The organism is Variovorax sp. CCNWLW235 (assembly GCF_037204085.1).
Lineage (GTDB): Bacteria > Pseudomonadota > Gammaproteobacteria > Burkholderiales > Burkholderiaceae_C > Variovorax.
In genome coordinates this window covers 23,565-36,185 of sequence record NZ_JBBCBW010000037.1, presented here as the reverse complement: position 1 = coordinate 36,185, position 12,621 = coordinate 23,565, and the positions used below count along the sequence as shown (strand labels likewise).

Sequence of the window (12,621 nt, the reverse complement as noted above, 5' to 3'; positions counted from 1 at the left end):
CCATCTGAAGCAGTTGCGGCAATGAAGACTGCGTGAGGTGAGCTTGCAGGCTTGCCACGTGCTCTCGCATCGTCAACTCGATCAAGAATTCTGTGTGATCGCCAGCGCAGGCAAGATTCAAGGCGAGTTTTTCAACACAATCGGCCGCGTGCCGCAGTTCACCGTTCAGAGTCGTTCGTCTGTTTCCCAACAACTGCTGAGCCAACGAGCTCAATGACGGTCGACATTCCGAGCATAAAGACGGCGACCCCGGATACACCGGCAGCGAACAGGCCGAGCGCGACGACGACACAGGCTATCGAAAAGCAATGGACGATTTTCAAGGTCGGCCCTGATTGATGTGTAGCAAATGATTGTCTTGGAATGGAACGTCTGTGCCAACTTCCGCTTTTGGCCGTCAGTCGAAATTCGTGCTTGGCTCTTCGGTTCCATCAGGATTCCAGAAGCGCCACACACCGATCTCCTTTCCCTCGCGATAGCATCCCTCAGCCGCACGCCGGCCGTCCGGATGAAAGTCTCGCCAAAGCCCGTCTTCCTTGCCGTCAACGTACTGGCCTTCGGACACCACTGTACCGTTCTCGCGGTACTCAACGAAGAGACCGTGCCGGATCCATCGTGTCTTGTCTGGTGCCATCACCCTGGCATAGCGGAACCTGATGGCTCCCGACTCGTAGGGGATCTCGGCGATGTTGAGGTCGGACTCGACGGTCATGCTTTCGGCGTTAGCTGGGATTGACAGGTCGGGAACGTCCGGTGTTGGCCGACTGTAGGCTGTCGCCCTGCGGTCGTGAGTGAGCTCAATACGGTCTTCTTGTCCATACGCCGTCAATAAAAAGCGCCTCCGCGCTCGGCGCGACCGACGTTAGGGTTGGCCTTGATATCAATCCGCTCCGACAGATTTACGACGACCGATTTGCAGAGCCGACACCGCACGGCCGATGCTCAACAATCCAAGAAACATCGCGATCGCAGTGGTCACGGTCATGCTCAGCACTGAGGGCGTGGCATCACCATAGCAATCTTGCTCCACCAGAAACGACATCAGATGTTCGTACCTCAGAACGATATGCAACGCACCCATCGAGAGGCCGATTGCTAGCAATATCGAAGTGATCGCATACAGGACGACATAGGCAAGACGACTTGGCCAGTGCGCATGGAAGGGAAGGCACCAATAGGAAACCCCAAGCCACCCGATTGACCCCAGGATCAATAAAGGAGTGGCTAGGGGGTACACGAAGTCTTGAGTGGCGGCACACGGGTCCGGAGATTGTGTGACGCTGCCCAGCAGGAACACATGACAGGCGAATAGCGCGGCGGCGCATACGGGCTTAGTGAGCATGGTCAAGGATAGTGGCCGGGTTGACAGGCCGAAGGGTCAGTGCGCACGCGCGTCGAGTGCCGTGGTCAGCTATATCGCTAAGGGGCGCCCTGGTCGCTTTAGTGTCGGAGGGGATTAGCTGCGATGCCCGAGCTCTTGAGCGAGCCCGATCAGGATTCCTTCGGGGCCCCGAACGTAGCAGAGTCGATAGGTGTTCTCGTACTGGGCAACTTTGCCGACGAGCTCCGCGCCGCGTTCACCGAGACGGGCGAGCGTATCGTCGATGTCCTCCACGGTAAACATGACGCGTAGGTACCCAAGGGCGTTCACTGGGGCGCGACGGTGATCGGCGACCACCTGTGGCGCAAGGAATCGGGAAATCTCGAGACGGCTGTGCCCGTCAGGCGTACGCATCATGGCAATTTCGACGCGCATGCCGCTCAATCCAGTGGCGCCATCCGCCCAGTCTCCTTCGATTGGCGCGCGTCCCTCGAGCTCAAGGCCAAGTTCGGCAAAAAACGCAATGGCGGCATCGATGTCTTCGACCACGATGCCGACGTTGTCCATACGCTTCACCGTCATGATCTCTCCCTGGGGCCTGGCTGAAGCGCCGATCGTAACGCCGCCGCCTGCCTAGCACTCAAGCTCAGGGGGGTCCGCGCGAGCAGCTGCGCGGGAAATTCAGGCCGCCCCTCCGGCGCTACTCTCGGAACCAAATCTTGAGCGTCACATAGACCGCATAGCTCAGGCCAAGCAGCAGCCAAGCGAGGGTAAACATGTTGGCCCAGTAATCGCCAGCGTTTGCCGCCAGGGTGTAGATCTGACTTCTGCAGGCCTTGCCGACGCATGGCACCTCACCCCGAACCAGCGCGCGCAGAAACGCAAACAAGAGGTAGCAGGCTGTGCCAGTAATCACGATCAATCCCACCGGCCCTACAAGGCCTTCGGTGCGCTCGCCGTTCTCATTCCAACGCGGCTTCCGAAGCAAGTTTTGCCCGAATTTGTAGCAGGCAAACCCGAGCAGGAGCATCAGCAAGTAGTAAATAGCGGCATGCATGTCATCGATCGTTTGCGGTGAGGGGAGTGCGTCGACAGGATGATATTAGAAGGGCAATCGCCCTCATCGCGCTCAAAAGACCCCGAATACCTTCAACAAGATGATGACGCCAATGGGCACGCCGCATAGCCAAAGAATGATGCTTTTCATTTGACTGCCTCTGTGGTGGATACGCTGTCACGGTAGCCAGCGTCACCTCGGTCGGCGAAGGGAAAAAACGACCTTTGCAGTAGGAAAACGTCCGCGCCGGTGATCTCCTACGGTTTGCGCCGGGATAGAGGCTGATGCTTCCCTGAGTGTGTCGAGCGGGTCACGCCGATGGTTCCGCGATTTGGGTGAAGGCGGCCCACGGCATCCAGCAAAACGCCCCTTCGAGTGGAACGACATTGCCGCCCGCTACAAGCGCTTCCCCGGTAAGCACATTCGCGAGCCTCGCACTCCCAAGCCCGTCAGGCAGCACCACCCTCGTCCCACGCCAGGCATCCGCTTCAGGAAGCGCCGGCGTATCCCCATCCGTCCCACCCCGCGCAATGCCAGCAAACAACCGCCCTGCAATCACCACCAGCGTCCGCCCTTCATGCCTCCGCGCAAAGGCAACCACATGCCGGGCCAGCGGCCCTTCGACCGCGAGCCCTTCATAGCTGCCGTCGCGGAAAAGCTCCGCATGCTCACGCCGCAGCGACAGCATCCGCCAGATGAACCAGAGCTTTGCACTCCCATCGTGTGGCGCCTCGACAAGCGACTGCACCCGCGCCGGCAGATCGGCTTCGCCGGCCATCGCCTGAAGCTGATCGAGCCGCTTGCTGCGCAGTTCATAGTCCACCGGCCGCCGGTTGTCCGGGTCGACCAAACTCAGGTCGATGAGCTCGCTGCCCTGATACAGGTCGGGCACGCCCGGCGAGGCGTACTTCAGCAGGGTCAGCGTCAGGCCGTTCCACGCGCCGAACCATGAAAGGCGATCGGCCATGCGCTGGACGTCGGCAAGGCAGCCGCCTTGCGAACGATCGGAAAGAATCTTTCGTACCAAGGCTTCCAGCGCTTCTTCGTACTGCGCATCGGGCTGGGTCCAGCGCGTGTGCGACTTGGATTCGCGCGCGGCCTTTTGCATGTACTGCAGCACGCGCTGTTCATACGCCGGCGCGGCTTCGGCGCTGAGTCCACCGAACGGCAAGGTGCCGAGCAGGGTCTGGTAGAGCAGGTACTCGTCCGCGCGAGAAGGCGCAGCAGCCTCGTGCCCTTCACGGCAGAGCGCGTGCCAACGCGCCAGCGCTTCGCGCCACTCGTCTGGCATTTCCGACAGCACGTCGATGCGGTTGCGCACGTCTTCCGAGCGCTTATTGTCGTGCGTCGAAGTGGCGAGCATGGTGTGCGGCCAGTGCCGCGCGCGGTCGGCGCTGAGCGCATGAAACTCGTCCACATCGAAGCCGAACTGATCGGGCTCGCCGCCCACTTCGTTCAATGCACTGAGCGGAAAGTAGCGGTAGAACGCGGTGTCTTCCACGCCCTTGGCCGCAACGGGCGCACTGAACTGCTGAAACCGTACTGCGAAGCGACGGACGCGCTCGGCCAGTGCGGGCGTTGCACGCTCGGCAGCCTCTCCGCGCAGCGAGCGGCGCACAAAGGCGAAGATGGAACGGTCGGCATCCAGGCTCTGGCGTTCGGCGGCGTCGGTCGCGGCATCGATGAAATGCGCGTCCTGCACCGATGGCGCATCGACGATGTAGGTGCGGTACACCGGCATGCATGCCGCCACGCCGGCCAGTGCGCGGCGCAGCGCGTTGAGCGTGTAGTCGCGCGTGGTGCGGTCGGCGCGCGCAATGCGCAGCAGCTCGGTGGAGAGCACGTTCAGTTCCGACGCGAGCGCGCTGCGCATCACTTCATGCTTGCCTGCGCGGGCCACGGCATCGAAGTCTTGCGCATCGCCGGTGAAGCGGTGCCAGGCTTGCCGCAGCGCGTCGGCCGCGGCGGTGTCCACCAGCACGCCGTTGGCCACGTTGGCAAAACGGTAGCCGGTGGTGCCGTGCACATGCCATTCAACGGGCACTTCTTCTTCAGAGGCGGCGATTTTCTCGGCGACCACATACAGCGGGCGCTGGGGCCTGCCATCGGGCCCCGGAGCCGGCAGCACGATGCCCGCGCGGCGCGCATAGCCTTCCTGCAGTTGCCTGAAGTAGCGCGCGGGGTCGTACAGCCCGTCAGGGTGGTCGATGCGCAAGCCGTCCACCACGCCGGCCGCGGCCAGGTCCAGCGCAAAGGACTGCGTGGCCTCGAACACTTCATCGCGCTCCATTCGCACCGCCGCCAGGTCGTTGATGTCGAAGAAGCGCCGGTAGTTGATTTCGTCTGCCGCCACACGCCAGTACGCAAGCCGGTAGGCCTGCACCTCGATGAGCCGGTGCAGCTCGTCGCGCGCGTTGTCCGAGGCCAGGTTGAGCTCAGCCACAGCAGCAAGCACGGCGCGCGCCAGCGCGGGATGCGCCTGCACCAGTTGCGCGAGGCGTGCCTTGAAAAGCTCCTTGTCGCGCACGCGCTCGGTGCGGTCTGAAGGCGCCTGCGCGTCGCGGCCGGGCAAGTGGCCAAAGGCGGTCGAAAGGCTGGCCAATTCCGCCGCAAGCGCCGGGGCCTTCAGGTGCGGCAGCGCGCGCCCCAGCACCACCGGATAGCTTTCGGGCGCAAGCGGAAACCGGTGGTCGAAGTAGCGCAGCGCAAAGCTTCCCTGCGCCGCTTCGAAATGCAGCACCAGGTCACCACTGGAGAGCACCTCGCCATAGTGGCCGCCTAGCACCGGCAGCAGCACCTTGCCGGTCAGCTCTTCGTTGAGCGGCTGCCAGTCGATGTCGAAATACTGCGCGAAGAGCGAGGCCGGGCCGTTCTCCAGCACGTCCATCCACCACGCGTTGTCGGCACCGAGCACGCCCATGTGGTTGGGCACCATGTCGAGCAGCTGCCCCAGGCCGTTGGCCTGCAACGCATCGACAAAGCGCGCAAAGCCTTCGGCGCCGCCCAGTTCGGGGTTGATCTCCGCATGGGCCACCACGTCGTAGCCGTGTGTGCTGCCCGCGCGGGCCCGCTGAATGGGCGAGCAGTACACATGGCTCACGCCGAGCTGCGCCAGGTAAGGCAGCACGCGAATGGCATCGTCGAAACTGAAGCCCTTGTGAAACTGCAGGCGGTAGGTGGCCCGTGGCACGCGCGCCTGCAGAAGCGGCGCCGGCTCCGCGCTTGCGCTGCGTCTAGGCCGTGCCGCGCGCAGGTGCCCGGCCAGGCCCAGCATGGTGTCGCTCGCGGCCAGTGCCTCCACGGGCGACGAAAGCTTGCGCCGCCAGTTGGGATGCGTATCGACCGTGCCGGGCATGTTGGCCTGTTCCACTTCGCCGGCCACGTCTTCCAGCTGAAACACCATCAGCGCCGAGGGCGCCGCCGCCAGAAACGCATGAATCGCCTGTACGGCCCGCGGCGAAGGCGTTGCCAGCGCCAGTGCCTGCGCGGCCTCGTCGCCTGACAGCAGCCTCGCCTCGCGCACCGCCAGAATCAGCCGTATGCGTTCTTGCGCACGGTCGAGCAGTTGCTTGTCGAACAGCCCGGGGTCGGGAAAAAGGCCCAGCGCCAGCCGCAGCCGAAGGTCGTGCCCCGACCACCAGCCCGCGAGCGTGGCCAGGTCGTGCGTGCTGATGGCAACCAGTGCCGCGGGCGGGTATGCCGCGGGCGGCGTGAAACCGCTGCCCTGCTTTTCGAAATAGAGCAGCCGGTAAGACAGCACATCGGCACGTGCGAGCGCATCGCGCATCGCGTCTTCGACCGTGCCCAGGTCTTCGCCCACGACCATGCAGCGGTGCCGATGGCTCTCCACGGCCACGATGGCGAGCATTTCGTCGACCGCGTAGCGCACGTAGGCACCGTCATGCGCGGTGCGGCCGGGCGGAATCCAGAACAGGCGCATCAGCCCCATGACGTGGTCGATGCGCAGCGCGCCCGCGTGGCGCATGTTCTCGCGCAGCATCTGCACGAAGGGCTGGTAGTGGCTGGCGCGCAGGCGGTCCGGCCGCAGCGGTGGCAGGCCCCAGTTCTGCCCGGCCGGGTTGAACTCGTCCGGCGGCGCGCCGATGCTGGCGCCCACCGCAAAGCAATGCTGCGCGCCCCATGCGTCGGAGCCGCCGCGGTCCACCGAAACCGCCAGGTCCAGGTACAGGCCGATGCCCATGCCGAGCGCCTCGCAGCGAGCGCCGGCGCGCGCAAGCTGGCGCTCGGCCAACCATTGCAGGTATTGGTGGTACTGCAGGCGGTCCGCATGCTCTACCGCAAACCCTTGCACCGCGGGCGAGCCGATGTCGCGGTACGCCTCGGGCCACACGAGCCAACCCCAGCATTGCGGGTCCGCCGCCGCAAAGTGGGCCTGCAGCGCTTCGAACAGCGCATGGCGACGGAGCGGCTCGCCCTGCTCGGCAACGAAGTCGAGAAAGGCTTTGCCGGCTGCGTCCGGGCCACCGGTCCGCAAAAGATGGTGCCTTCTGAAGTGCTCGAAAAGCAGTTCGAGCACTTCGAACTTGGCAGCGGCCACGCCGGCATGGTCCACAAGCGGCGCCTCGCGCAGCGCCGCCAGCCTCGCCTGGAACTCGGGCGATTCCACGCGGCGGCGCGCGGGCTCGCAAGCGGCAAAATCGTCCACCGCCTCGACGTCGATGTACAGCACGTTGAGCCGCTGCCGCGACGAAGGGCTGTAGGGGCTGGCGCGTTGCGGGTCTGTAGGAAACAGCGCGTGCAGCGGGTTCAGCCCGACCACGTCGGCGCCCTGCCCGGCCATGCTGTCGATCAGCGTATCCAGGTCCGTGAAATCGCCGATGCCCCAGTTGCGCGGCGAGCGCAGCGCATACAGCTGCACCGCCGGCCCCCACACGCGGCCGCCGTCGCGCACCGCCGGCGGCCGGTAGCAACGCCCGGGCGATGCGACGACCATGGTTTCGCCGTCGAGCCCGTCGATCCGCAGCCAGTGGTAGCCGTGCGCGAGCGGTTCCGCCAGGTGCAGGATGCAGCCGCCGTCGTGCAGCGCGTGCGCATCGGCCTCGCCGTCGCGAAGGCGGCCTTCTTCATCGCGCAAGTGCCAGCGAAGCTTGCCTGCAAGGTGGCCTTGCCGCGGCAGATGCACGCTCCAGTGCGGCGCCTGCGCCGCGGCAACGAGCACCGGCGGCATGGCAGGCTCGGCCATATCGCCCGGTGCGGCACCCGCCTGCACACCAAACTCGGCCAGCAAAGCGGCAAGGTTTTCGGGCGTGGCATGGCGCTGCGTTCCAAAGGCGTCGAAATAGGTGGCGGAGATGCCGTAGTGCCTGCAAAGGCGTTCCAGCGCATCGGCGGACCATTGGCTCGAATCATCCACCGGCCACGTCCTCCAGCGTCGCGTGCACAGCACCGCGCTCCAGCCGCAGGCCTGCCGCATCCGCGGCGGCGCCTGAGCTGTAGACCAACGCACCAGGCGGTGCCGCGGCTTGTGTGGCGGATTGCGCACCGAAGTTGGCCAGCAGGTGAAGGCGCCTGGCCGGCTCGCCAGCCACGGTGCTCGCCAACTCCCACTGCACCTGCAGCAGGCCGTTTTCGCAGCGATGACTGCCGGCATGCCGGGCACCGGCCAGGTGCGGCACCAGCATGCGGCGGCGCGCCTCGAGCAGCTGCTGCATTTCGCACAACCGCGCAAAGTGGGGTTGCGTGCCGCGCTCGCGCCACCGCAGCTTCGAGGCGGTGAAGGTCTCTTCGGCGTTCGGGTCTGGAATGCGGGCACGCGCCGCTTCGTCGGCAAACGCAGCAAAGCCGCCGAACTCCGCGCGCCGCCCTTCGGCCACGGCAGAGGCCAGCTCCGGCCCAAAGTCGCAGAAGTACAGGAACGGCGATGACGCCGCGAACTCGTCGCCCATGAAGAGCATGGGCACGTGCGGCGATAGCAGCACGCAGGCAAACGCGGCACGCACCAGCGCCGGGTCGCCCATGGCATGAATGCGCTCGCCAAAGGCGCGGTTGCCGACCTGGTCGTGCGTCTGCAGGTAAGAGACAAAAGCGGTAGAGGGCAACTGCGTGCTGGGCTCACCGCGCAGCTCCCCGCCGCGGAAGGCCGACGGCTGCCCCTGGTAGATGAAGCCTTCGGCCAGCGCGCGCGCAAGGCGGTCCGCGGGGTCGTCGGCATAGTCGGCGTAGTAGCCGTCGCGCTCGCCGGTCGTCAGCACGTGCGCGGCATGGTGCAGGTCGTCGTTCCACTGCGCGGTGCCCGCCACCGGCAGGCCGGCGCCGTCGCGCGCCAGCAACGAGGCCAGGTTGGCGTCGTTTTCCAGCACCAGGTGCACATGCCTCTCGCGTGCCGGGCCGGCGTTCAGCGCCTCGCGGATTTCCTGAACGATGTGCTTTGCTGACGAATCGCGAATGGCATGGATCGCATCCATGCGCAGGCCGTCGATGTGAAACTCTTCAATCCAGTACAAGGCGTTGTGGATGAAGAAGTCGCGCACGGTGCGCGACTGGTCGCCGTCGAAGTTGATGGCAGCGCCCCAGGGCGTGCGCTCCGCCGCATTGAAGAATTCGGGGCAGCACGCGTGCAGGTAGTTGCCCTCCGGGCCGAAGTGGTTGTAGACCACGTCGACCAGCACCATGAGGCCGAGCCCGTGCGCGGCATTGACCAGCGCCTTCAGATCGTCCGGCGTTCCATAGCTGGCGTCCGGCGCAAACTGCAGCACGCCGTCGTAGCCCCAGTTGCGCGCGCCCGGAAAATCCGCCAGTGGCATGAGCTCGATGGCGGTAATGCCCAGCTCGGCCAGTTCGCCGATGCGCTCGCGCGCAGCCTGGAAGGTGCCCTCTTCGGTAAAGGTACCCACGTGCAGTTCGTAGACCACGGCTTCGTGCCAGGGCCGGCCGCGCCAGTCCGTGTCGGTCCATTCGAAGCGGTTCGGGTCGACGATGCGGCTCGGGCCATGAACGTCGTCCGGGTTGTAGCGCGAGGCCGGATCGGGAATGGTGAGGCCGTCGGCCAGCCGGTAGGCATAACTGTCGCCGTGGCGCGCATCGGCCAGCGCGAGGCGGTGCCAGCCGTCGGCGCTGCGCTGCATCGGGTGCGAAGCGGCCGCCCCCGCGGCAGGCGTGTGCACCAGCATGATGCTGTCCGCCGAGGGCGCCCAAAGCGCAAAGTCGACGCCGTCGTCGTCGCTCTTCACGGTGGCCCCGAAGGGCATGCGATGAGCACGCTTCATGGCCGCACGTCCGGCCGGCTCAGCACCACCAGCGAGCGGCACTGCAGCGGGTACGCAGGCTCCGACCATGCGGGCGCGAGCGCGGCCACCTCTTCGGTGGCGGGCGGCGGCGAGCCGCTGGCGGTGTCCAGCAGCAACCGCCATGCGCCGTAGGGCGCGGGCGGCAGCGTGAACTTGATTTCGTCGTGATGCGCGTTGAACAGCACCAGAAAGTCGTCGTCGTGCAGCCCTTCGCCGCGCGGACCCCGGTCGACGATGCCGCCGCCCGACATGTACATGGCAAAGCACCTGGCGTTGGCATCGCCCCAATCCTCCGGGCGCATTTCTGCGCCGTCGGGCTTGAGCCAGATCACGTCGGTCACGCTCTCGGCCTCGCGCGGCTTGCCGGCAAAAAAGCTGCGCCTGCGGAACGACGGGTGCGCACGCCTGAGCGCGATGGCGCGCTCCACAAAGGTGACCAGCGCCAAGCGCTCGGGCGTGGGCGTCCAGTCGATCCAGCCGATCTCGTTGTCCTGGCAATAGGCGTTGTTGTTGCCGTTCTGCGTGTGGCCGCGCTCGTCGCCGGCCAGCAGCATGGGCACGCCCTGTGAGAGCAGCAGCGTGGCCAGCATGTTGCGCTTTTGCCGCTCGCGCAGCGCCACGATCTCGGGGTCTTCGGTCGGCCCTTCGGCACCGCAGTTCCACGAGATGTTGTGGCTGTTGCCGTCGCGGTTGTCTTCGCCGTTCGCCTCGTTGTGCTTGTCGTTGTACGAGACCAGGTCGTTGAGCGTGAAGCCGTCGTGCGCAGTGATGAAGTTGATGCTCGCAGTGGGCTGCTTGCCCGACCAGCCGTACAGGTCTTCAGAGCCGGTGAGCCGCTTGCCCACTTCGCCAATCACGCCGGCATCGCCCTTCCAGAAGCCGCGCATGCCGTCGCGGTAGCGGTCGTTCCATTCGGCCCAGCCCAGCGGAAAGTTGCCCACCTGGTAGCCGCCATGGCCCAGGTCCCACGGCTCGGCAATGAGCTTGACGCGGTTGAGCGTCGGGTCTTGCCGTATCGCATCGAAGAAGCCGCCCAGGTTCTCGACCTTGCCCGATTCGCGTGCCAGCGCTGAGGCCAGGTCGAAGCGGAACCCATCGACGTGCATTTCCTCGGCCCAGTAGCGCAGCGAATCCATCACCAGCTGCAGCGCATGCGGATGCTCCAGGTTGACGGTGTTGCCGCAGCCGGTGAAGTCGTCGTAGTAGCGCCGGTTCTCGGCGTTGACGATGTAGTACGAGGCGTTGTCCACGCCGCGCATCGAGAGCGTGGGCCCCAGCTGGTTGCCTTCGCAGGTGTGGTTGTAGACCACGTCGAGAATCACCTCGATGCCCGCCGAATGCAGCGTCTTCACCATGGTCTTGAACTCCTTCACCTTGCCCGAGGCGCTGTAGCGCATCTCGGGTGCGAAGTAGGCCAGCGAGTTGTAGCCCCAGTAGTTCTGCAGACCCTTCTCGGCCAGGTGCCTGTCGTTCAGGAAGCTGTGCACCGGCAAGAGCTCCACGGTGGTCACGCCCAGCCGCTTCAGGTAGTCGACCACCGGTGCGCAGCACAGGCCGCCGTAGGTGCCGCGCAGTTCGGTCGGCACATCGGGGTGGCGCATGGTGAAGCCGCGCACGTGCAGCTCGTAGATGACCATGTCCTGCCAGGGTATGGACGGCCGGTGGTCGTCGCCCCAGGTAAAGGCGGTTTCGAGCACGCGGCCCTTGGGCACCAGCGGTGCGCTGTCGCGGCGGTCGAACGACAGGTCTTCGCGCTTGCTGCCCACGGTGTAGCCGTAGAGCGCATCGCCCCAGCGCAGTTCGCCGACCAGGTCTTTCGCGTAGGGATCGACCAGCAGCTTGTGCGCGTTGAAGCGGTGCCCTTCTTCGGGCTTGTATGACCCGTGCACCCGGTAGCCGTAGGCCAGGCCGGGGCGAGCCTCGGGCAGGTAGCAGTGCCAGATGCCGTCGGTGCGCTCGCGGATCGGAATGCGCTGGATTTCGTGGCGGCCCTTCTCGTCGAAAAGGCACAGGTCAACGCCCTGTGCATGCTGGGAGAAGAGCGCGAAGTTGACGCCCTCCCCGTCCCAGTTGGCGCCGCGCGGATAGGGGCGGCCCGGCCATACGGCCGAAATGAAAGGTCGTTTGCTGCGGGTCATCAAGTCGAATGTGGGAGAAAGAGGCGGAGGAGAAAAGCAAGGTGCGAAAGGTGCTCAGCGCGGTGGCCGCTCGCCGGGCGAGCTGCCTTTGCTGGGCTCGACGACGATCGTCGGTGTCGGTGTGGTGGTGGTGCTCTTGTCCTGGGGCGTGCGCGGCCACCAGCGCTCGATCTGCGCCGCGGCCCAGTCCTTGCCCGCCAGCCCGAAGGCCAGGGCCAGCGCAAACACCACGCCCGCCAGCACCACCAGGAAGCTCTCGCGCACGATGTCGCCGCCCACCTTGATCTGGTCCAGCGCAATCAGGATGACGAAGGCCATGACCGCATAGCGCGCAATCTGCCCCAGCAGCACGGCATCGCGCATCTGTGCGCCGCGAAAGTAGCTCGACACCGCCTCTCCCACGAAGCGGGCGAAATACGAACCGAAGGCCAGCACCAGCAAGGCGACGAAGACATTCGGCACAAACCACACCACGCGCCCCAGCAGGTCGGCGATGTAGCTCAGCCCCAGGCCGTTGAAGGCCACCAGCAGCGCCGCAAGAATGACGAGCCAGTAGGCCAGCACGCCGAAAAGGCTGCTGGTGTCGCCGCCCCACCCGCCCTGGCGCAAGAAGTTGTCCAGCCCGGCGCGCTCTGTCAGCACGTTGAAGTTGATGGCGCGCAATGCCTTGGTGACGGCAAAGCGCACCGTTTTGGCGATAAGCCAGCCGGCGAGCACCACTACCAGTGCAATGGCCAGGCGAGGCACGAAGGCCCCAACCTGGTAGAGCATTGCGTTCAACGGCTCCAGGTGAATGCCAAATCGGTCCATGAGTCTCTCCGGTGCGTGAATGCGGTTGCGGACAAAAGCGGCGAATGC

9 protein-coding genes are annotated in these 12,621 nt (G+C 65.4%); all 9 read right to left on the bottom strand.

The annotated features are described in order from the left end of the window. Positions 1-214 (bottom strand): hypothetical protein (locus V9L21_RS25750; RefSeq protein WP_337315622.1); only part of this gene is annotated, 214 nt, incomplete at its 3' end. Between the two features lie 183 nt (positions 215-397). Continuing rightward, positions 398-712 carry a toxin-antitoxin system YwqK family antitoxin gene (locus V9L21_RS25745; protein WP_337315621.1) on the bottom strand — a complete coding sequence of 105 codons (315 nt, stop codon included), beginning with the start codon at positions 710-712 and terminating at the stop codon, positions 398-400. A 168-nt stretch (positions 713-880) separates the two neighbouring features. After that, positions 881-1,348, bottom strand: coding sequence for a hypothetical protein (locus V9L21_RS25740; RefSeq protein ID WP_337315620.1), 468 nt, complete (start codon positions 1,346-1,348; stop codon positions 881-883). Between the two features lie 108 nt (positions 1,349-1,456). After that, on the bottom strand, positions 1,457-1,903 hold the full coding sequence (locus tag V9L21_RS25735) for a VOC family protein (protein ID WP_337315619.1): 447 nt from the start codon (positions 1,901-1,903) through the stop codon (positions 1,457-1,459). A gap of 118 nt (positions 1,904-2,021) precedes the next feature. Continuing rightward, on the bottom strand, positions 2,022-2,378 hold the full coding sequence (locus tag V9L21_RS25730) for a hypothetical protein (protein ID WP_337315618.1): 357 nt from the start codon (positions 2,376-2,378) through the stop codon (positions 2,022-2,024). 310 nt (positions 2,379-2,688) lie between these two features. Next, a complete protein-coding gene (locus tag V9L21_RS25725) occupies positions 2,689-7,752 on the bottom strand; it encodes a malto-oligosyltrehalose synthase (RefSeq protein WP_337315617.1) in 5,064 nt (1,687 codons plus the stop codon). After that, the gene (gene treZ, locus V9L21_RS25720; RefSeq protein WP_337315616.1) at positions 7,745-9,604 is read right to left on the bottom strand and encodes a malto-oligosyltrehalose trehalohydrolase; all 1,860 of its coding nucleotides are present in this window, start codon (positions 9,602-9,604) and stop codon (positions 7,745-7,747) included. The genes V9L21_RS25725 and treZ overlap by 8 nt, the downstream gene beginning before the upstream one ends. Beyond that, positions 9,601-11,763, bottom strand: coding sequence for a glycogen debranching protein GlgX (gene glgX, locus V9L21_RS25715; RefSeq protein WP_337315615.1), 2,163 nt, complete (start codon positions 11,761-11,763; stop codon positions 9,601-9,603). The genes treZ and glgX overlap by 4 nt, the downstream gene beginning before the upstream one ends. A 54-nt stretch (positions 11,764-11,817) precedes the next feature. Further along, entirely contained in the window at positions 11,818-12,573 is a 756-nt protein-coding gene (locus V9L21_RS25710) for a mechanosensitive ion channel family protein (protein WP_337315614.1), read from the bottom strand. Between the last annotated feature and the right edge of the window lie 48 nt (positions 12,574-12,621).